The sequence below is a fragment of the Methanomassiliicoccales archaeon LGM-RCC1 genome, from assembly GCA_030168575.1.
In the GTDB taxonomy this organism is placed as follows: domain Archaea; phylum Thermoplasmatota; class Thermoplasmata; order Methanomassiliicoccales; family Methanomethylophilaceae; genus Methanoprimaticola.
In genome coordinates this window covers 1,091,874-1,113,678 of the sequence record CP115555.1, presented here as the reverse complement: position 1 = coordinate 1,113,678, position 21,805 = coordinate 1,091,874, and the positions used below count along the sequence as shown (strand labels likewise).

At 53.1% G+C, this 21,805-nt stretch carries 13 protein-coding genes and 1 rRNA gene; 6 read left to right on the top strand and 8 right to left on the bottom strand.

The features are described 5' to 3' along the window. Positions 1-66: 66 nt before the first annotated feature. Together PED39_05680 and rrf are read left to right on the top strand one after the other, a co-directional pair. Positions 67-795, top strand: coding sequence for a DUF92 domain-containing protein (locus PED39_05680; protein WII07079.1), 729 nt, complete (start codon positions 67-69; stop codon positions 793-795). 33 nt (positions 796-828) lie between these two features. After that, positions 829-950: ribosomal RNA gene (rrf, locus tag PED39_05675) — 5S ribosomal RNA — on the top strand. Positions 951-987: 37 nt separating this feature from the next. On the opposite strand, the gene PED39_05670 is transcribed toward rrf, so the two are convergent. From PED39_05670 to PED39_05650, 5 genes are all read right to left on the bottom strand, one after another. Beyond that, positions 988-1,170 carry a hypothetical protein gene (locus tag PED39_05670; protein WII07078.1) on the bottom strand — a complete coding sequence of 61 codons (183 nt, stop codon included), beginning with the start codon at positions 1,168-1,170 and terminating at the stop codon, positions 988-990. A 67-nt stretch (positions 1,171-1,237) separates the two neighbouring features. Continuing rightward, positions 1,238-2,191 carry a thiamine pyrophosphate-dependent enzyme gene (locus tag PED39_05665; protein WII07077.1) on the bottom strand — a complete coding sequence of 318 codons (954 nt, stop codon included), beginning with the start codon at positions 2,189-2,191 and terminating at the stop codon, positions 1,238-1,240. After that, positions 2,188-3,351, bottom strand: a complete 1,164-nt coding sequence (gene porA / locus PED39_05660) for a pyruvate ferredoxin oxidoreductase (protein ID WII07076.1) — start codon at positions 3,349-3,351, stop codon at positions 2,188-2,190. Before porA ends, PED39_05665 begins: the two co-directional genes overlap by 4 nt. 2 nt (positions 3,352-3,353) lie before the next feature. Beyond that, positions 3,354-3,623: a 4Fe-4S binding protein gene (locus PED39_05655; GenBank protein WII07075.1), complete on the bottom strand. Its 270-nt coding sequence runs from the start codon at positions 3,621-3,623 to the stop codon at positions 3,354-3,356. 7 nt (positions 3,624-3,630) lie between these two features. Beyond that, positions 3,631-4,188: a 2-oxoacid:acceptor oxidoreductase family protein gene (locus PED39_05650; protein WII07074.1), complete on the bottom strand. Its 558-nt coding sequence runs from the start codon at positions 4,186-4,188 to the stop codon at positions 3,631-3,633. A 342-nt stretch (positions 4,189-4,530) separates the two neighbouring features. Between PED39_05650 and ppsA the strand changes: the two genes are divergently transcribed. Then, on the top strand, positions 4,531-6,858 hold the full coding sequence (gene ppsA / locus PED39_05645; GenBank protein WII07073.1) for a phosphoenolpyruvate synthase: 2,328 nt from the start codon (positions 4,531-4,533) through the stop codon (positions 6,856-6,858). 42 nt (positions 6,859-6,900) lie between these two features. Then, complete coding sequence (locus tag PED39_05640; protein WII07072.1) at positions 6,901-7,206, top strand: TIGR04076 family protein; 306 nt, start codon at positions 6,901-6,903, stop codon at positions 7,204-7,206. Here PED39_05640 and PED39_05635 read toward each other — a convergent pair. Both PED39_05635 and PED39_05630 read right to left on the bottom strand, forming a co-directional pair. Further along, the gene (locus PED39_05635) at positions 7,200-8,045 is read right to left on the bottom strand and encodes a CBS domain-containing protein (GenBank protein ID WII07071.1); all 846 of its coding nucleotides are present in this window, start codon (positions 8,043-8,045) and stop codon (positions 7,200-7,202) included. The genes PED39_05640 and PED39_05635 overlap by 7 nt on opposite strands. A gap of 43 nt (positions 8,046-8,088) precedes the next feature. Continuing rightward, positions 8,089-8,715 carry a hypothetical protein gene (locus tag PED39_05630; protein WII07070.1) on the bottom strand — a complete coding sequence of 209 codons (627 nt, stop codon included), beginning with the start codon at positions 8,713-8,715 and terminating at the stop codon, positions 8,089-8,091. Between the two features lie 118 nt (positions 8,716-8,833). On the opposite strand from PED39_05630, the gene PED39_05625 reads away from it, so the two are divergent. After that, positions 8,834-10,573 (top strand): ABC transporter ATP-binding protein, encoded by a 1,740-nt coding sequence (locus PED39_05625; GenBank protein WII07069.1) that lies wholly within the window; start codon positions 8,834-8,836, stop codon positions 10,571-10,573. Further along, on the top strand, positions 10,570-12,387 hold the full coding sequence (locus PED39_05620; GenBank protein WII07068.1) for an ABC transporter ATP-binding protein: 1,818 nt from the start codon (positions 10,570-10,572) through the stop codon (positions 12,385-12,387). The genes PED39_05625 and PED39_05620 overlap by 4 nt, the downstream gene beginning before the upstream one ends. A 62-nt stretch (positions 12,388-12,449) precedes the next feature. On the opposite strand, the gene PED39_05615 is transcribed toward PED39_05620, so the two are convergent. Next, on the bottom strand, positions 12,450-21,722 hold the full coding sequence (locus PED39_05615; GenBank protein ID WII07067.1) for an InlB B-repeat-containing protein: 9,273 nt from the start codon (positions 21,720-21,722) through the stop codon (positions 12,450-12,452). Positions 21,723-21,805: the final 83 nt, after the last annotated feature.

Here is a 21,805-nt window from a genome sequence, read left to right as displayed (position 1 = left end):
AAATTTTGACCGGATATCGTAAAAACGTACTGACCTTTTATCTATGAGTTAGATTATGGACGAGCTATGGACCCGTACCTGTTGATGGCCATTGAAGTCGTCATAACAGCAGTGCTCTCGGTGGAGGTGTACAAGCTCCACTGCCTATCTAAGGGCGGAGCTCTGGCCTCCCTCGTGATCGGGGTCCTGCTGGCCTACTACGGGTCGGTCAGCGCATTCTTCATCATGTCGTTCTTCGTCATCATGAGCTTCTTCGCCACCATGAGGGACATCGACAAGAAGATCGCAATGGGGTTGCAGGAAGGTCAATTCGGCGAACGTGGGTGGAAGAACGTAGTCGCAGTCGGATTCCCTCCCGTTCTCTTTACTGTAATTCATTATTACTACCCAATAGATGAGACGTTGTACGTCATCGCTTTCCTCACATCCGTGGTGGTCGCCGGTGCGGACACCGTGGCCAGCGAAATAGGTGTGAAGGATCCCAAGGCTTACATGATAACCACACTGAAACCCGTGACCCCCGGAACCAACGGGGGCGTCTCCAAGCTAGGTATGGTCTCCTCGACCGTGATGGCCATCGTGACGGCCGCCCTCGGATGGTTGGTCATGACAGCATCACTCAGCTGGTTGATGCTCATCCCCTTTACCCTCGGAGTCTTCGGAAATCTATTGGACAGCCTGTTCGGGGCATGGTTAGAGAATAGAGGATGGATCTCCAAATTCACCGTCAACTGGTCCACAGAGCTCATATCCGCCATACTGGCGGCTGCCCTGTGGTTCTACATTCTAGCATAAGATTATATAGTTGTCACCTATCCCCTGTATTGGTATGACGGCCATAGCGGAGGAGTCACACCCGGTCCCATTCCGAACCCGGCAGTAAAGCCCTCCCGCGTACCTGTCTGTACTGTATTGCGCAAGCGTACGGGAACTCAGGCACGCTGTCAACCACTTTTCCCATTCTATTTCGATGAGCGGGAGCTCTGTTCAAGGTTTTGAGAAATCGTCGCATCTATCGGCCGATGCGAGATGGATCGTACCAATCAGCGTGAACAGAAGGATGAATACGTATGTCGGTCTGAATCCATGGTCCATGTAATCCTTGATGGTCATGATCAGAAGGAACCCGTTGACGACCAGCAGGAACAGCAAAGAATTGTTCAGCGACATCAACGATTCTACGGGCGTATCAAATAAATAAGGGCACCGCCCCGAAGGACGGTGCCGTTGAAGGGTTTCACTCGTCGAGCTCGGACAGCTTGATGAGTCTCTTCCATCTTCTGTCGACTTCGGTCTGCATCTGCTCGATGACGGGCTCCCATCTGTCCTGGAGAAGGTGCTTGTACCTGCCCTGAGCGTTGATCCAGTCCAGGACGGGCTTCTTCTCGGCCTTTCCGTCAGCGATCCTTGCGCTCTCTCCGGTAAGCTCGTACTTACCGTTGACGACTTCGAAGAGAGGCCATACGCAGGTCTCGACTCCCAGCTTCGCCATGGCGATGGTCTGGTCCGATGCGAACCTCCATCCTCTGGGGCAGGGGGACAGCGCGTTGATGAATGCGGGTCCGCCGCAGTTGAACGCCTTCTGTGCCTTCTGGACCGTGTCCCTCCAGTTGTGCGGGGAGACCTGTGCGACGTAGGGGATGTTGTGTGCAACCATGATCTGAGTGAGGTCCTTGGAGAACTCCTTCTTACCGGACGAAACGGAACCGGGCCACGAGGTTGTGGTCTGTGCTCCGATGGTGGTGGCGGAGGATCTCTGGATTCCGGTGTTCATGTATGCCTCGTTGTTAAGGCAGACATAGACCATCCTGTGTCCCCTCTCCATGGCTCCGGACAGTGCCTGGAGACCGATGTCGTAGGTTGCTCCGTCTCCTGCGAAGTTGACGAAGTTGACGTTCTGCTCGACCTTTCCCTTCTTGTGGAGTGCGTTGTACGCGGTCTCCACTCCTGCGCATGTGGCCGCTCCGTTTCCGAAAGCGGTGTGCACGTAGGGCACGTTCCATGAGGTATAGGGGAACACGGTGGTCGAGACCTCGAAGCATCCGGTGGACAGGGAGACGACGATGTCATCCTCCGATCCCATCAGGATCTGCTTCGCGATGATGGACTCGGCGCATCCTGCGCAGAGCCTGTGTCCGCTGGTGAGCCTCACGGGCAGTTTCTGTAAGTCCTTGATCGCAAGAGAGGTCATAGCCTCACCCCCAGATAGTGGACCTTCTCAGCGGTGCCTTCGACGACCGCGGTGAAGGATTTCTCGAATCCGGAAACGGTGGCGTCTGCGCCTCCGAGACCGTATATCACATTGTACATCTTGGGCAGCTTCTCGAGATCGGAAGCTGCTGCGACTACCTCAGGGAACATGGGTCCGTAGGATCCGATGCTGAGGTGCTTGTCATAGACGACAACGCCCTTCTTGCCTGCCATGACCTTGGCGAGGTCCTCGATGGGCCAAGGCCTGTAGACACGGGGCATGGCGCATCCGACCTTCAGTCCCTTCTCGCGGAGGATGTCGACGGTCGCCTTCATGGTTCCGAACGAGGAACCGAGGATGACTGCGACGTACTCTGCGTCATCGCATCTGTACTCCTCTACGAGGTGGTACTCCCTTCCGGAGACTCCCTTGAACTCCTCGAAGACATCCTTGCAGACCTCCAGGGCCTTCTGCATCGCCAGCACGGACTGGTATTTGTGCGGGTAGTAGAAGTCGGGTCCGTCCATGTTTCCGTGGGAAACGGGGTGCTTGGTGTCAAGCAGGGGGTAGAGGGGCTTGTGCTCTCCGACGAAGGATTTGACGGCCTGTGTGTCGACCATGGTCATCCTCTCAATGGCATGGGTCAGGACGAATCCGTCGAGGTTGACCATACAAGGCAGCTGGACCTCGGGGTGCTCGGCGATCCTAGGTGCGACGATGGACATGTCATATGCCTCCTGGACGTTCTCCGAGAACAGCATAAGCCATCCGCAGTCGCGGGCCGCCATTGCGTCTCCGTGGTCGTTGTTGATGTTGATGGGTCCGCTCACGGCCCTGTTGGCTACGGCCATGATAAGGGGGACCCTCATCGCTGCTGTGATGGGGAGCATCTCCCACATGTATGCCAGACCCTGGGATGCAGTGGCCGTGAAGGTCCTTGCTCCGGCGGATGCCGATGACGTACAGAGGGTGAGCGCGGAGTGCTCGGACTCCACGCATACGAACTCGGTCGAGACCTCTGCGTTCGCTACGTACTCTGCGAACTTCTCGACGATGATTGTCTGAGGCGTGATGGGGTATGCCGCACACACGTCGGGGTCGATCTGCTTCCATGCGAGTGCGACCGCGTTGTCTCCGTTGATTGCGATATCCTGCGTCATCCTCACTCCTCCTTCATCGTGATGGCACCCTTGGGGCAGACCTTGGAGCAGATTCCGCATCCCTTGCAGTGAGTGAGCTTGAATCCGCTCATGTGGCCCTCTCTGAACACGACGCTGTTGTCGGGACAGAAGATCCAACACTGACCGCAATCGATGCACTCGTCCTGGTTGATGACAGGGACGTATGTTCTCCAGTCACCGGTGTTGAACTGCTCGGAGTTTCCGGGCTTGACTATGCGTCCTCCTACCACGAGGTCGCTGATGCTTGCCATTACCATTTCACTGCACCTCCTGGTATCCTCTCTTCAGTGCGGAGAGGTTCTTGAGAATGACCTTGTCAGGCAGCTTGCCTGTGAACTTGGTTGTGATCTGGTCCTCCAGATGGTCGTATCCGACGAGGGGCGAGCACTTGACGAGCGCTCCCAGCATGACCGTATTGACCATGGGCTTGCCGATCTCCTCGATGGCGATCTTCTGGGCGTCCAGAGTGTGGCATTCGATATCCGTCATGAGTGCATCCTGGAGCTCCTTGGGAGAGCCTGCGTAATTGGCGACGACGATTGTGTCCTTCTTTGCTCCTTTCGTCACGTCCACCTTTCCGACCAGTGTTCCGTCCATGATGACGACGATGTCGGGCTCGTAGACTTGACTGTGCACTCTGATGGGATTCTCTGAGATCCTCGTGAATGCCCTGATGGGGGCACCCATCCTCTCGGGACCGAACTCGGGGAAGGCCTTGACGTACTTCCCTGCGAGGATCGCGGTCTCCGCGAGGATCTCGTTAGCAGTGACGACTCCCTGACCGCCTCTGCCATGCCAACATATTTCGATATCCATTGATACCACTGACGCTCCCCATGAAGTGCTAGGGATTAAAAGCTTTCCAAATATAATATAACGAATAACATAGCAAGATTATGCTAAATCCTACGAATTGATTATGATTATCTTCGAATTTAGAATATATTATTACGAATTGCAGCAAGATATCTATCAGAATTCGAAATACATACTATTGTTTTCTTAACAGGCTTAAAAATAGTAAGTAAATTTTTCAAAATGTCCTTCTGGATTCATCCAACACCAAATCCTATTATTAAGGGGAACGATATAATCAATCAGAAGGCGGACAGCCCGCCAAAAACTTCCAAAACTGCGTTAAAACAGCGGGGATTCCCAATGGATAAGAAAATTGTCGATGTTAACGAACTGCATGTCGAAGATGTGCCCTTCGTAGGTGGAAAAGGAGCCAACCTCGGAGAGCTTACAAACGCCGGATTCCCTGTGCCTGAGGCATTTGTGCTGACCACAGTGGCCTACGACTACTTCCTCTCCAAGAGCAAGATCTTTGACAAGATCACCAAGGAGCTCGAGGGAATTGACAGGAATTCGGACGACTCTCTCGTCGCCGCCTCCGACAAGATCAGGGCGATGTTCGACGAGTGCGAGATCCCTGCCGACTTGAAGAAAGAAATCGTCTCCAAATACAAGATGCTCTTCCCCAAGGGAAAGATCGGCTTCGTCGCAGTAAGGTCGAGCGCAACCGCTGAGGACCTGCCCGATGCCAGTTTCGCAGGACAGCAGGAGACATACCTCAACGTCAAGGACGAGGCTGACCTATTCGACAAGATCAGGAAGTGCTGGTCCTCTCTGTTCACCGCAAGGGCCATCGCATACCGCGAGAAGCAGGGATACGCCCACGAGGACGTCAAGCTGGCCGTTGTGGTCCAGAGGATGGTCAATTCGGAATTCTCCGGAATCATGTTCACAGTGGACCCCAACAGCGGGGCCAAGCAGATCGTCATCGAGGGAGGCTACGGTCTCGGAGAGGCGATCGTCGGAGGAGAGGTCACACCCGACACATACATCGTCGACAAGCAGAAGATGGATATCCTCAAGAAGAGGATCTCCACGCAGACATGGAAGTACGTACGCGGAAAGAACGGCGGTGTCGAGAAGAAAGACATGCCCCAGGAGATGGTCAAGGCTCAGAAGATCGCCGACGACCGTGTCCTGGAAATCGCGGAGATCGGACGCCAGATCGAGATCCACTACAACAAGCCCATGGACATGGAATGGTGCATCGAGGACAACAAGGCATACATCGTCCAGGCTAGGCCCATCACCGCCACCGGTAACTCTGTCACCAACGAGACGGTGGGAGATGCAGTGTCCAGCGATGCGATCGTCGCCACCGGACTGGGAGCAAGCCCCGGACTCGCCACTGGAAAAGTCATCATCTACGATACATCCATGAGTCTCGACGTCATCAAGGAAGGAGATGTCCTGGTCACGAAGATGACCATGCCCGACATGGTCCCCGCCATGAGCAGGGCCGCAGGAATCATCACCGACGAGGGAGGAATGACCTGTCACGCCGCGATCATCTCCAGGGAGCTCGGAACACCCTGTGTCGTCGGAACAGGAAACGCGACGGAATGCCTCTCCAACGGAATGGATGTCACCGTCGACGGAACCACAGGTAACGTTTACAAAGGAATCATCGCCAAGAAGAAAGACACCTCCTCGGCATCAGCTGAGACCGCAGGACCCGTCGGATATGCGGAGGCAGTCCCCATCACCGGAACAAAGGTCATGGTCAACATGTCCATGCCTGCCAAAGCGGACGAGATCTCGCAGCTTCCCTGCGACGGTGTCGGACTGATGAGGATCGAGTTCCTCTTCACCAACTATGTCGGAGAGCACCCCTGCGCATTCCTCGCTGAGGGAAGGGAGCAGGAGCTCATCGACAAGCTCGCTGACGGAATCTCCAAGGTCACAAGGGCGTTCTACCCCAGGCCCATCGTCCTCAGGACATCGGACTTCAAGACCAACGAGTACCACGACATGAAGGGCGGTGCGGATTACGAGCCCAACGAGGACAACCCCATGATCGGATGGAGGGGATGCTCCAGGTACGTCTCGGACAGCTACCGCGACGCATTCATGTGCGAGCTCAAGGCCATCAAGAAGGTCAGGGACGAGATGGGATTCAAGAACCTCAACATGATGCTCCCGTTCGTCAGGACCATCGACGAGGTCAAGGAGATCACCGCCATGATGGAGTCCATCGGACTCAGGAGGAGCAGGGACTTCAAGCTCTACTTCATGGCAGAGGTCCCGGTCATCATCTTCATGGCGGACGAGTTCTGCAAGTACTGCGATGCGTTCTCCATCGGATCCAACGATCTGACGCAGCTCACGATGGGGTGCGACAGGGATTCCGATATCCTCGGCCACATGGGATACTTCGATGAGAGGAACGAGGGAGTCAAGAGGGCCATTTCCCACTTGATCAAGGTCGCCCACGAGCACGGAAAATACGTGAGCATCTGCGGACAGGGACCTTCGGTCTACCCCGAGTTCACCGAGTTCCTGGTCGAGGAGGGAATCGACGGAATCTCACTGAACCCCGACACCTTCTACAAGACCAAGAGGATCATCGCATCCGCTGAGCAGAGGATCATGCTCAGAGATCTCAGGAACCTTAGGAACCAGCAGTTCTGAAAACGACGGGGCCACCCCCGTCTTCCTATTCTTTTTGATATCATGTATGATGTGAAGATCACGGCCGTACGCAAGACCTGCTACGAGGATCTCATGGAACAATACGAGAACCCGATAGATCACGCCTGCGACATCCAGATCGGCCAGATTTTCATATCCAAGAACGGCAAGAGGCCGGAGGGCATGTGCGAGAGCGCATGGGAATCCATGGAGAAGTTCGTAAAGGAACTGGCCAACGGCGGCGGAAACTTCTACGATGGGTGGATGAAGAACCCCAGGTCCGCTATGATATCATGCAACGACGGATTCAGACCCGTCAGTTTCTACATCGAGGCTATAGATCACTGAGAATCGCGGTCGATGAGCTTCTTGGTCAGTGCCTCGGTCTCCTCTCCAGGCATCAGCATGGTGGTGACCTCCATGAACGGATGCTTGGTGCCTTCGATGATGTTGACATCGTCCAAAGACCTCAATCCCCACTTCTCGGCGGTCTTCTCGAGACCGAGCTTGACATCGTATACATTGGGAATCAGCACGATACACTTGTAGGTCTTCATGCCCAGCTTCTTGGCGGCCATGATCCTGTGGTGACCGTCGACGACGAGATAACCGTTGCGCCTCTCCACTACGATCAAAGGCTCGATCATTCCCCTCTTCAGCTCGTATTGGCGGCCGACCAGCTCATCCATGTAGATCTCCTTCTGGGTGGGGACGATCATGTTTACGGGCACATCCTTGTTCTCGACCTTCATCTTGATACCGTTGGTCTCCTCGAGGAAGCGCTTGACCGTCATGACCTTGTTGGGACGGGACTTCTCAATCTGAGACCTGACGATGTCCAGATTGGAAATGATGCCGATGAGCTTCTTGTCTTCATCGACGACGGGAAGATTCCTCAGACCGTACCTGAACAGAATACGAGTGGCGTCCGCAACGGTCATAGAAGGGATCGCACAGAAAGTCCCCTTCTTCATAACGTTGCGGATCTTGGCATTGGGCTGGTCCACGTAGCGGAGGAGCTCCTTTGCCGTTATGAAACCCAGGAGATATCCGTTCTCGGCCACCGGGAATCCGTGGAACTCCGATTTGATCATCTGATCCATGGCTTCTCTGACCGTCATGTTCGGATCGACGGTCTGAACATTGCGGACCATGTACTCCCCGACTAAGGGCTTATCCTCTGGCATGGGACTCCGTATCGGATAGGAAGATAATAACGATGCTGGCCCATCAGGACTTCGCTTCTTCTTCGTTGGCCCTCAAGTGCTTCGCGTTAGCGGACATTCCTTCGATGATTCCTTCGTCGTAAAGCGAGATGAAGATGTAGAAGAACAGGATCATGGATGTCATGGTGTCGATGTAATCGCATATACTGAATACCATCAGAGGGATCTGGACCAGCCTCGTTATGGCGATCATTGCTATCACCGCTATCAGGATCTTCCTCTGATGCTCGATCCTTTTCACGCTCTTTCTCCTGATCGATCCCGAGACACGCAGCATGTAGAGACAGAAAAGAAGGCCGACCGCGAAAGCCGCATATTCTGGCCAAGTGGTTTCCACAGCGAAATAGTCACCGACCGTACATATGCACCTGTCGACGATGGTCAGTAGCGCTGTAACACCTACGAACGCTCCGAAGACGAAAATCTTGTCGCGTTTGTTCCTCCAGAATTGCTTCGATGCAAGGATCCACAGAGCTGCGTTGATGAATGCTTCCACGCAGTAAACGGTGAATGCCAATCCGCCCCTTCCTTCCATGACATAATCCACCAGAAGGAAACAGCCGCTGATGAACTGTGCTATACCTACGTAAAGGCAGACGGCGACCGAGTTGGTGGCATCGAAGAAATACATCGGGATGACGAACAACTCGGTGTATAAACTTATTTCGCGACCGACTGCTGGACTCGTTACCTATAATATAAGTAAAACAAGGGCAACCTTTTTAACACGTTTTGATTACACCCGTGGTATGTTATTCAGGTATTATAACCGCAACGCGGCGATTCTGTCGGCGATATGTCTATTCGTATCGGCCCTCAGTATCTACTTTACTGCGCAGATACCTGATTGTTTGGACAAGCTCACGGACGCTTTCCTCCATGAGGACACTGAGGGTGCCCTCGATAACGCAGAGATGATGTCTGTCTTCGCGATCAGTTCATTGGCAGCAGCTCTCGTGGCAGGAGTCATGTCCTCCAAGATCGTGTCTCTGGTAACGGTGCGTCTCAGACGCAAAGTGTTCCAAGCCGCGCAGAACATGGTGCCCCAGGATGTCGATCATTTCTCAGTCCCGACTCTTACCAACACCGTCACCGGTGACGTGGAAACGGTAGCTAACTTCATCTCGGCCATGTCGACGACCGGATTGGTCCTGCCCATGACTCTGCTGATCGTTGCCCCGGCAATGGCTTCCAAATCCCTGTTCCTGAACGGAGTGGTGGCGGCCTTGATGATCGCTGGTGCGATATTGATCATGCTCACGCTCCGCCGTATCGCACCCAAAATCGATTACTCCAGCGATCTCGGAAGCGACATGAACAGGAGCGTCATGGAGTACATGGAAGGACTGGGAACCATCCGTACGTATGGTGGAGAGCAGAGACATACGGAAGATTTCAACCGCATCAGCGAAGAGATGTACGGAACGACCGCCTATATCGGAAAGAAGACGGCATACATCTATCCGATGATGGACATGATGGTCATTATCATCCCGCTGGCCATCTATGTTGTTGCATTCTTCGCACTTCCGACTTTAGGATACGAGGAACAGATCTCCCTTTTGGCAAGCATAATATCGTTCACAATGTACGTCCTTATGCTCTTCGCAGCGGTCACCCAGACCATTTCACTAGTGGGTATGCTATATCCGGATTACGTTTCAGCCAGGAATTCTGTCGACGAGGTTCTTGACTACAAACCCTCGCTCACAGAAGGGGACAAGGACCCGCCGTCTGAGGGAGGGACCATCGAATTCCGCGATGTGTCATTCCAGTACCCGACCCGCCACCACCTGGTCCTGAAGAATGTCAGTTTCAAGATCAACCCAGGAGAGAATATCTCCATCATAGGTCCTCCGGCATCAGGAAAGACGACTATCCTCAATCTTATACTCAGATTCTACGACGCCACATCCGGTTCTGTCCTGGTGGACGGAATGGATGTTAAGGACTACCGCTTCGCCGACCTCCGTGAGAGGATCACATACTCATCACAGGACCCGATCATCTTCAGCGAAACCCTGATGGGAAATGTCAGGTTCAGCCCCCAATCGGCAGGAATGAGCGATGAGGAAGTCAGGACAGTGATGAATGAATGCAGGATCGATGAATTCATCCACAGACTTCCCAATGGGGAAGAGACCTTGCTGACGGCGAAAGGTGTGGATCTGTCCGGTGGACAGAAACAAAGGATCAACCTCGCCAGAGCATTGTGTATCCCTGGCGACATATACCTTCTTGACGATCCGTTCTCAGCCGTCGATGTCATGATGGAATCTGAGATACGCGGCAACGTGAAGAGGAGACTGAAGAATGCAACGACGATACTCGTCACACAGAGGGTATCGACGGCCATGAAGGCCGACAGGATCATAGTGATGGATGCCGGCGAGATCATAGACATAGGAACCCACGAAGAGCTCATGAAGACGTGCGAATACTATGCTGAAATGGTTAGATTCCAGTCAGACTGGGAGGCGGTGAAATGAGCGAAGGATCCGGTTTGGAAAAGATAGAGAAGGATCTGGAAGACACCTTCATGCGCCGCCTGTACGAATACTCGCCGAAGGCGCTGCACTACATCACAGTCGGTATACTGCTGACCCTGATCTCCACCGGTTTCAACATTGTCACTCCGCTTCTGCTCTCCTACATAATGGACGAATTCGCCGCAGACATAGGTCATTTCGAAGGATCGGACACGATATTTGCAGCGATCAACACGCTGGTCGCACTGTGTGCCACCTCATTCATCATTTCCACTTACAAGGACCGTGTCATAAGCAAAGGATCCATCGAACTGGCTGAGACCATACGCGTGGACATGTTCGACAAGATCAGAAGGATCCCCTACGGCAGACTGATCGGTGTAAGAACTGGAGATATCGCCAACCGTATCGCTAACGACTGCAGTACGATCTCGAATCTTGCGGGATCGACGGCGGCTACAGGTGTGAGCTCGATAGCCTTGATCGTGGGATCGGGAGCCATGATGGCCTACACCAATGCGGAACTCGCTGTGGTCTGTACGCTGCCTATCGTTTCAGCGGTCTTGATCACGCTCTTCTTCTCCAAGAGTCTGGACAGATACTACAAGAGACAGAGCAAGGATCTTGGTGAAGTGAACAACCGTATCCTGGAGAGCTTCTACGGATACCTCACCATCAGGGCATCCAGTTCAGAGGGCAAGTTCTTCAAGGAATTCCAGGAACTCAACCTGGACATGGGTAAGAAGATGTACAAGCTCATGAACTATGCTTCCCTGATCCCTTCGATGATGGGATTCATCACCAACGTAGGATACGTGACCATCTGCGGTTACGGACTCATGATGATCGCGGACGGCAGAGCGACCTTCGGACTTATCATCGGATTCCTTGTGTACATGAGGCTGTTCACCCAGCCTATAAGCGATATCTCCGCTACAGCCGTCGCGCTGAAAGAGCTCCAGAGCGCTTCCGATAGGGTCTTCGAGGTCCTTGATCAGAGGGAGATTCAGGAACACGATATCGAATCGATCAAGGAATTCAAGGGCGGTGTGGAATTCGACCATGTCAACTTCTCCTTCGGAGAAGGAAAAGGCTATGCGATCAAGGATGTGTCCTTCAAGGTTGAACCTGGTCAGACCGTTGCCATCATCGGACCCACCGGCTCCGGTAAGACGACGCTCATGAATCTGCTGATGGGATTGTTCGAGCTCGAATCGGGAACCATCAAGATCGACGGTACCCCCATCAACGAGCTCAACAACGTTCAGATGCGCAGCATGTTCTCGCTTGTTGCCCAGAACAGCTGGGTTTTCAAAGGCACCATCAGGAACAATATCGTCTACAATTCCGCGCCCAAGAGCGACGAATACCTCTGGGAGGTCATCGATTCTGTAGGTCTAGGCTATATCAGGAAGTACTCCAAGGGTCTGGACACATACCTGGACAACCCCTCTGCGCTGTCCGTCGGACAGAGGCAGCAGTTATCCGTGGCCAGGGCGATCATCCATGACGCCCCTATACTGGTCCTTGACGAGGCTACGAGCTCCGTCGATATCAGGACCGAGAAGGCCATCGTCGAAGCACTTGACAAGGCCGCCAAGAAGAGGACCTCCTTCGTCATAGCGCACAGGCTGTCCACCATAAAATCGGCTGATCTCATCCTTGTCGTCGAGAACGGTACGATCCACGAGAGCGGAACCATGACCGAGCTCATGAAGAAGGGCGGTCTGTTCTACGACCTGGTCTCCGTGCAGAAGAATGACACGAAGACAAAGAAGGATCCTATGCCTGAGAATTTGGATGTTCAATCCTGAGTCCTCTTAAAGTCAAGTAAATAAAAGAAGACGGAGGGGCTCTCCCTCCGCCATTATTGTTTTCACCTCTTAATCCACACAGCCACTGCCGCAATTGCTACCAGTATCACTGCTGCGATTGCGATGTACATCACTGGGAACTCGCCTTCGTCAGTGGGGTCAACCGGGACTGGTTCCGGATCCTCGCTCACGATGGAGTACAGACTCATGTGCGAAAGGTAGAACACCACGTTCTCACCGTCATAGGTGAACTCCAGCTTCTCCAGCTCCTCTCCCAGATAAAGCACTGAGATTGAATCTACAGACTGGCCTTCCTTGAGCTTGTATGGGATAGTGACTTTCACAGGCTCTGAGAACTGCTCGTGGTACTCCTGATGGTTGATCTCCATCCTGATGTCGTATGCAAAGGTGATTCCCGCCTCTGTCCTGTACTTCTGCGGGATATCGTCCGTGATCCTGATGGACAGACGGTCTATGCTTGTAAGGCTCATTCCTTTCAGCGTCTTCGCGGTCAGATAGAGTTCCTTTCCTCCCTCTATGAAGGTGAGGGATCCGTCACCCTGTATGATGTCACTTATGATGGACTCCGGAACTGAAACAGGAGTCTCCGAGATGATGACGACCTCGGGATTCTTGTCTGAAGATATGGCATCGTTGATCAGATCTTCTACCATGTCAGCCTGCTCGTTGGACATGGAATCGCTGTATCCAAACTCGACCTTTCCGGTAGGGGTCTCGCTTCTGGAATCTCCAGAGGTGTGACCGGTAACCCAGTCTCCGCTTGAGAATGTGACGGTGTTCGTGGATTCGAAGCTTCCGTCAGAGGATATGTCCTTCTGCGTCCTGTGCGTCATCGATGCTCCGTTCTTGTCTGTCTCCACATCCGTGACTACGATCTGAGTCGAATCATCCACGCGTTTGGTGGTCTCTGTGACCTTCACCCTCTTGTAACCGTCAGAATATTGGATGGTTTCGGTGATCCTCTCTGTGATGGAACCGTCCGCGTTCATGATGGTCTCTTTCGATATGGATGATTTGGGTTCTTCGGGATCCACAGGATCTACGGGTATGATGCTCCAGTGGGCCGTTAGAGTCTGGTCCTGGACCTCGTTGAACACGGTGTTAGAGTAGATGCGGTAACCCTCCTGGTCATACCAACCGTTGAAGGTGTATCCGGGCCAAGATGCTGTCGGCAGGTCACCGTACGTCGAATTGAACGTTACGGTCTTCGACGGGAATGATAGGGATGTTCCTCCATTCGCATTGAAGGTGACCGTGTATGACTTGTAATGCATGGAATACTGGGCCATGTAGGTGGTGCTGACGTTGACTGTTTCCTCAGACAGGGTTACGGGCATTCCTCCCTTCTCCCAGTGATCGAACTGGTAGTAGATTCCGGGATCGTCGGCCCTGATCGGATCCGCGTGACTGGGCACTGCTCCGGGTTCGACGACTTCCTTGTCCAGGATCTCTCCGTCGTAATCTGCCCACGTGATCCATGTGAACTCCGCTCTGTAGAATGCGAAACCGGTGACCTCTCCAGGCTCTACAGTTGCTCCTATGGAATCAGTCCACCTGATGGGGTGGAATACATCCAAGCCCTGTGCGATAGTGACCTCTCCGAAGTTCAGAGACGTTCCATTTTCGAACTTCTTCTGGTAGTAACCGTTGTAGTCCAGGATCCAGCCGTTGCCCTCGTTGACCAACGTGGAAACGGCACCGTTGAGGTCGACTGTGATGACCGCGGTGTTGGTGTTCGAGGAGTACTTTGCCTTGTAAGTCGCGTCACCGGTAACGATGGCGACATCGGGCTGCCATCCATCGAATGTGTATACTGCATCGTCGTCTCCTGGCCTGATCGGGTCCAGACCATACACTGGAGTGGTTCCGTTGTACAGTATGTCCTGACGTAGCTGGGAGTCGTCATAATCATTCCAAGTTATCGTTGACTTGTGGGTGGTTACCTCGACGACGACTCCTATAACGGTCATCTCATCGACCCTATCGCCTGATCTGACTGGCTGTCCGGAGAGGATGTACTCCCATTTGACGAACTCCACAGTCCTGTATCCTGTATTGTTCGGATGCATGGTAATGTTTCTGTCTCCGATTGTAAGGGATCCATTTTCGTTCACGTCGATCCTGGTTCCCAGAGGGATTCCGATAAGTGATATGACTTCAGCCTGCTGGCCTCCGTTCTCGTCGAATGTGGCCATGGTCTCCGATCCGTATGAGGTGGTCACCAGGACAGAGTAGTCAGCAGGGATCTGCGCGAACATCGCTGTGATCTCAAGGTCGTTCTGACCGTTGATCTGGTATCCGTCAGGGACCATGTCGCTTCCGATATACCAACCCACAAAGATACTGACCATGCTTGCGGAGCTGTTGTTTGCAATCGCTCCGAACTCCTTGTCGAGTCCGCTGATGGAGAGGGTTCCCGCAGGGGTATCGGTACCCATGGTCGAAGTGTCGATATCGCTGACTGTCATCGATGCGTTGCTCTTGACGGTGTAGGTTCCCGCGTTCAAGACAGAACCGAGCGTGCTGTCAGACGATACTATCTTTATCCTGACATCGAAGTAATGCGAATCGAAGGTGGCGGTGTATGTGGCGTCTCCGGTGACGGGTACGATCTCGGGGGACCACCCGTTCCATGAATGCTTCTGATCGACCGGGGTAGCCTTGATCGGGGTGATTCCCGAGTAGCTGGGGGTCGTTCCGTAAGGGATGGATTGGGTCCTGAGGATGGTTCCGTCCCAGTTCTTCCATGTCACTGTGTACTTGTTGACCTCGGTGTCGTAGACTGCGAAATAGGTCGAATCGCCCTCCACATTGGAGATGGCGGGAGTCCACTCCCTGAAGGTATAGGTGTACTGTCCGTCCCTCTCCATGGTCGGGGTACCCGAATATGCAGGGGTTGCTCCATAGGTTAAAGTCTCCTGCTTCAGTACGGTACCATTCTGGTTGACCCAAGTCACCTTGTACTCATTCAGCACCTCATCGTACTGTGCGGTGTAGGTGATATTACCGGTCACGGCGGTCACCTCTGGGGTCCAGCCCAGGAAATTGTAGGTGTACTGAGCAGTAGGCGTCATCGCGGGGGTCCCTCCTAGGAACTCCGGGATCTCATCGAGCGCGACGGATGAGTTCTGAAGGATCTCTCCGTCCGGGTTCATCCAGGTTACGTATGCAGCGACGTTCACCGTCTCGAACATAGCGGTGTAGATGACGTTGCCGGTCACGGCGATCACCTCTGGGGTCCAGCCCAGGAAATTGTACCTGTTGAGATCGTCCTGTGCCCTGGCCGGGGTATCACTGTCGTAGTGGGGTATCGAGCCGTACTCGGCCTCGGAATCGGTCTCAAGAACGGTCTCATCCCAGTTCTTCCATACAACGGTGTACTTGTTGACCGACTGGGTGAGCACAGCGTTGTATGTGACGTTAGCAATCACGACCTCGTTGGCCAGATTGACAGGGGCTGTTCCGCTGTTCTTGGTCCAGGCCACAGTGTATGTGTACTGGGCGTTGTTCAGATAGGTCATGTCCGGTGCCACAGGAACGCTTCCATGCTTCACATCATTGACAGTTGAGATCGTATCTCCGTTCGCATCCTTCCATGTGACCGTATAACCGTTGATGTCGATTTTCGTGAAGCCCAGATTCTGATCGGCCGTGATGTTGCTTATCGTGAACACTCCATCTGATTTGCTCACCTTGGTGCCGTTGGCCAATACCTCAATCTTATCAGGCACCTGACTGTATTCATCGGTATTCGCGGTAATCCTGAATGAGAAGCTATCTCCATAGTTCACGTGATCCTTGTTCATTCCTTCCAAGGGATTGACGGTGAATGTCGTGCTGCCAGAGTAGATTATCTTGAACACCTTGGTTTCGCTGGCGAATGTCGCACGATATACTGTGCTGGAAAGAGCGACATCAGCATTGGGATCAGAAACAGGAACCCACTCCGAACCGACATATTTGGTCCAACCGGTAAACGAATAATTCTTGGAATCATCGGTAACGACGGGTTTCTCCGGAGTTCCCGGGACGATTATGCTGGTGTCGTGAGCGGCGTACTTGTCAGGATAGAGCGTGGCCCCGTTCTCGTCCTGCCACTGGATGGTGTACACATTGATGGTCAGGTCGACCAGTATTGTCTTCGCCTCGGTGATGTTGCTGATCCAATAGTATCCTTCACTGTCCTTAGAGGAAGTGATGTTCTGTTCTGTGCTGCCCTTTGAGATGACAGTCAGGTTCCTCAGCTGTGAGAACTTCGGTGCGCTGGGGTTGGCAGTGATCTTGAATTTGTAACTGCTGCCATGCGTCACGACGTTGGACTCGCTGTCAGGGACCACTGTGAATATATCCGCATCAGGAAGCGTGATAGTGTACTGATTCACTACCTGCGAGAAATCAGCGAAGATGGACATGTCCGAAGTGATTGAGACTCCGCTCAGGTCCACCACACTGCCCGAGCTGTCCAATTTCCATCCGTTGAACACGTAGTGATAACCTGTGATAGGATCTTTAGTGGGGACGAACGGTGCAACAGGCGTACTGCCCGAACGATAATGTTCGGTCATAAGGATCGTATCCCCATCCTTCCAATCGACAGTGAACAGATCGTAACTGAGAGTGGCCCTCAGGACGACATCGGTGGTGACGCTGGGGATTGTGTAGGTAGTGGTCATTCCGTCAGCATTGTTCACAAAGGTCATTCCCATGGGTGCAGGGTCGTTCGTCTCCTTCACTCCGTTCACGCTCAGGATGTACTCTGCCCTCTTGCCTTCGGGATACGACAGGATGGATGTCAGGGAACTGCCGTAGGGGACCTTGAAACCGGATGCGCCCTGGGGGCTGGTAAGAGTACATTCCAGACCATTGTCGCAATTGAAGGTGACGGTATATTCGCTGTATGCCCTGAAGGTGACATCGCCGGACATTGTGTATTCGTTGAGATTCACAATGCTGCCTTCTCCCCCTATCTTCCATCCCTTGAAGGAAGACGTGGTCTGAGCGGGATAAGCCGGTGCATTCGGATGGGTGTCATGCTTCACATCGGAATCAACCGTGATCTGCGTTCCGTCCTCCCTAAGCCAATACACGTTGTAACCGTTGAACGAGATTCCGGTGAAGTCCAGATTCGTGTCCGCCGTGATGCTGCTGACGGTGAACACATTATCCGTGCTCTTCTGTACAGGCTGTCCATTGGCCTGGGCCGTTGCCTTGCTGGGGACCTGACTGTAGCGCTGGTCGATGATCGTCAGGGTGAATTGGAAGTTGCTGCCGTAAGGGATGGCGTTGATATTCGCGCCGTTGAGCGGATTCAGCGTGAACACATCGCTTCCCGAATAGGTGATCCTGAATGTCTTGACCGTCTCTGTGAAATGGGCGTAGTATACTTTGTCGGAGAGCAATACCTGACCATCCATGTTTGTGATGGTCTCGCTGCTATCATACGAACCTACTGACCAGTATTGGAACGTATAATTCATGGAGACGTCCTTGTTCGAGGGGCCGTCTGGTGTACCGGGTTCTGCGACCGGCGTTTCGTACGGACGCGTGATAGATGTGTAGATGCTGTCGCCATTCTTATCAAGCCAACTGGCCGAGTACATGTTGATCGTCAATGTGATGGTGACATCTGCGGGTTTGGTGATGTTCGATATCGTGAAGTTACCATCTGAATCCTTGACCAGGATCTCCGAACCTCCGCCTGTGTAATTGACAGTGACCTTCAGTCCATTGAGCTGACTGAACTGGGGCTGGCTCGGGTTGGGGTTGATCTTGAAAACATACGATGTGCCGTACTCTGCCGGGTTGGTTCCCGATACGGTGACCACGTCGTAGGCTACGTTTGCAGGGATGTTGATGTTGTAAGGAACGATCGCGGTCGAGTATGTAGCCGTATAGACGGTGTTTCCTGTGACAGGACCGACCTGCGGGGACCATCCGCTGAACGTGTAGACGTAATGCTCATCTGTGGCCCGGGTCGGGTTACTGCTGTTGAACACAGGAGTCGAGTTGAGTGCGACCTCGTTATCGGTCTCCAATACGGTTCCGTCATAGTTCTTCCAGACGACCGTGCATGTCTCCACCTTCCACATGGCGTACAAGGTCATGTTACCGGCTACAGTGTCCGTATCGAAGTTCCATGGGTTGCTGTACACTCCCTGGCTGTAGGTTCTGTACCATCCCTTGAATATGTAGTAGCTGGTCGTCGGATCCGCCGGTTTGTTCACAAGATCCCCGTACTTAACGTTCTGCTGAGGGATCTGGGTACCGAACTCCGATGAGAATGATACCGTGTACGTACTGCGTTCCTCGCTGAACAATGCGGTGAACGATTTCGATCCCAAGGACCCTGCGGGAATCTGTGTGATCAAAGTCTTGTTCTCGTCCCCGGTCTCATACCACCCGAGGAATGTCACGTCATATCCGGTCTTCAGATAGGGTGTGATCTTGTCTGCTCCCGGAAGCTGGAGGCTCTGTGAGCTCTTGTAAAGCAACGGAGCGGAATATTCGTTCGCCCAGTGCGCTCCCAAGAGCACGAACGTCAGCTGATTGTCCACATCCGTGATCCTCAGAGCCTCTCCCTGTCTCTGTACCTGATCGGAATCGGCCCATTTCACATTAATGGGATCGTTGATCCTCAACGTGGCGTTATACGAACCGACAGCCGTCCCCTGGGCTTCGCTTACAACTTCATACCAGAAGTTTGAAACGAGGTCGGCTGATTGCTGCTCACCGTTGTACGGGGTCTCCAGAACGGCAGGCCAGGAAATCTCCTTCTTGACGATCTCGAACGTCCTGGTAACCGATTTGTTGAAGTTGCCCTTTCCTTCCACCTTCATGGTGGCGGTTCCCGCAGCGATATTGTTGGTGAAAGATAATGTGTAATCTGTGCCCAGGACCAACACGTTGCCCCAAGCACGGATCTCAGGAGACGGCGTGATGAGCTCTCCTGTATAGACCTGATCCTCGATCGCCTCTATCTGGAGATCGTCACCCATGGATGACAATCCTTTGGGAAGGATCGTCACCTTGCTGCCTCTGATTTCGAATTTTTTGAAATTGTAGACGTAATTGTCCGAACAGAACGTATCACTATCGGACAAGGACAATGCAGTGACGTCGATGACCTTGTTCGATCTGGCCTCCGCATTCGAATACTTCGCGGTGGCGCTTATGTTCGGTACCTCTCCCGATACCAGCCCGTGCATGAACAGATCGGTCGGCTTCACCTGACCGCTGCTGTCCGTGCCCAGATTACGGGTGCCGTCATAGATCTTGCTGATCTCGGCTGACGACGCGCCCTCGATGACGAGTGTCTTCTTCTCGATCACCCATTTGAAAGTCTTGGCTCCGGTGGTATGATCCCACCATTCCAATCCTTCCTTCGGCGTGACCGTTATCTCGTACAGTCCCGCATCCTTTGCATTGTTTTGGCCGGTTATGGTGTAGACGTCGTCGTCTCCCATTAGACCGGTGTGATATTTGCCGTCATAGATGAACTTCCCCACCACAGGAACGTTGTCCGATGAAGTGTAAGCGTTGGGATTTCTGAGGATATTGTCCGTCAGGATTACCAGCTTGACGTCCATTGCAGGCATGAGGAAACTGGTGCCCTCGAGTGCGACGCCGTTGAGGATCACCTTGTAGATGGTCTTACCCTCAGCAGGCACGATGTTGACTTCAACCCCTTTGAACAGACTGTATCCGCTGGGGATGTCACCGTATGATGAGGTCGCCCTGTATTCGCTGGTTTCGTCATAGGTGAGTATTCCTCCGTAAGTCACATATGCGATACGGGTTCCAATATCGGACTTCGCATCCCCGAACCCGTTCCTGATGTTCATCCTGTTGAGACCTGCGGCGCTCTGTCCGTCGTAATGTCCTCCGACACAGAGAGTCTGGTATCCCGCCCTGTACTGGATGTTGTCGCCTATTGGAAGGTAGTTCTTTTTGTTCTCGTTGACGGATGTGGGGAAATCCCAATACTCTGGATTGCTCGAGGTCGACTGAATTGGCAGCATATACTCCTTGCTTGGATTGGGGAAGATCGCGTTTTCTATGAGCTCCTGGTTGTCATTCAGACCTGCGTCCGTGCCGCTGGTGGATGGATATAGGATATGGTCAATGATGTTTCCGATGCTGTTCTGACCTGCATGCAGCTGTCCCTCTCCGATCCACACATCGTCCAATAGGTCATGATACGATCCCCAGGTATTCTCCAGGAACAGCTTGACAGAGTGCTTTCCGTCCTTGTAGGATCCGGAACCGTCGCTGTTCAATCCTCCCCAGTACGGACCCTGATCATCTCCCAGACCGGTGGTCATGGGACCGGAGTTCGCACCGTTGCCCAACAGGGTCGCACCCTGACCTATGGCCAGCTGAGAGTTCTTGGTTCCTATAACCGTGTAGGACATCATCTTGTAGAGAGTCCATTGGTAGTAGTTCCAAATCATGTACTCCCCGGTCTCGTTGGTCGCCTCGGTGTTCAAGTTGTTTACCATGTCACGGAACTGCGCAACCGACTTGTTGTTAAGAGGAGTCTTGCCTGACTGCGATACCAGACTGCTGCCGGATTGGGAAGCCTCGTAGACTCCCAGTCCGAGATAGGGCCTGATCTGTCCGTCTATGGTATGGGCGCGAGCTTCCATCAGCTGGGGCGAAACACCGTCGTCTGTGAAGTAGTCCTGCCTGTTAGAAAGCCAAAGATGATTATCATCCGAATACCAATAGACAGTAGGGATGAACAGCATGATGTTGTAATCCGACGGGTGGGAGTACGTGTAGTACGTGTAGTTATCTGTTCCTGAATAGGCTGACTTGGTAGTCCCGTCGGTTATTATGGCCTCTTCCAAGTTGTATGGGTTGAGGATATATGCTATCTGGCCGGGGACGTAGGATGTCTTGTACAGGTCACCGTTGTTGCGTGTATCCCCGATGTTCAAAGCAACATAGAACGAGTTGAACGGACCGAGTCCGGTCTTCTCATCGAATCTCAGCAAATCGTTGAATTTGGGGTTCGTGGAGCTGCTGTTCACGGAATTGTTGTTGTACAAGAGGTTCCCATAAGTGGTGTCCTCATAGATCTTCACCATGTTTTTATCGGAACCGCCGTACTCCACGCCCTTGATTCCGTTTCCAGTGTATCCTCCGCTGGTGATCTCGCCCGTGGTGATCCTGTATCCATAGGTCTTTCCTATGGGGAGGACATCAGTCATTCCTGCAGCATCGTTCTCCTGTTCGATCATGGTGAACGGCATGCAAAGCATGACTGCTACCACGAACAGAGCGAACAGAGTCTTCCTCGACCTGTCTTTCATGGCCTTACCCCCTCTGTTGCACCCCGTGATTCGAGCGTCTTTTTCCGATCTAATGTGGATCCGTCTGCTAAGCAGGTTAATTG

Coding starts and splice junctions, on each gene's coding strand:
- ppsA (WII07073.1), top strand. CDS start 4,531: ATGGATAAGAAAATTGTCGATGTTAACGAACTGCATGTCGAAGATGTG.
- PED39_05670 (WII07078.1), bottom strand. CDS start 1,170: ATGTCGCTGAACAATTCTTTGCTGTTCCTGCTGGTCGTCAACGGGTTC.
- PED39_05635 (WII07071.1), bottom strand. CDS start 8,045: ATGCCAGAGGATAAGCCCTTAGTCGGGGAGTACATGGTCCGCAATGTT.
- PED39_05615 (WII07067.1), bottom strand. CDS start 21,722: ATGAAAGACAGGTCGAGGAAGACTCTGTTCGCTCTGTTCGTGGTAGCA.
- PED39_05665 (WII07077.1), bottom strand. CDS start 2,191: ATGACCTCTCTTGCGATCAAGGACTTACAGAAACTGCCCGTGAGGCTC.
- PED39_05655 (WII07075.1), bottom strand. CDS start 3,623: ATGGCAAGCATCAGCGACCTCGTGGTAGGAGGACGCATAGTCAAGCCC.
- PED39_05620 (WII07068.1), top strand. CDS start 10,570: ATGAGCGAAGGATCCGGTTTGGAAAAGATAGAGAAGGATCTGGAAGAC.
- porA (WII07076.1), bottom strand. CDS start 3,351: ATGACGCAGGATATCGCAATCAACGGAGACAACGCGGTCGCACTCGCA.
- PED39_05680 (WII07079.1), top strand. CDS start 67: ATGGACCCGTACCTGTTGATGGCCATTGAAGTCGTCATAACAGCAGTG.
- PED39_05625 (WII07069.1), top strand. CDS start 8,834: ATGTTATTCAGGTATTATAACCGCAACGCGGCGATTCTGTCGGCGATA.
- PED39_05650 (WII07074.1), bottom strand. CDS start 4,188: ATGGATATCGAAATATGTTGGCATGGCAGAGGCGGTCAGGGAGTCGTC.
- PED39_05640 (WII07072.1), top strand. CDS start 6,901: ATGTATGATGTGAAGATCACGGCCGTACGCAAGACCTGCTACGAGGAT.
- PED39_05630 (WII07070.1), bottom strand. CDS start 8,715: ATGTATTTCTTCGATGCCACCAACTCGGTCGCCGTCTGCCTTTACGTA.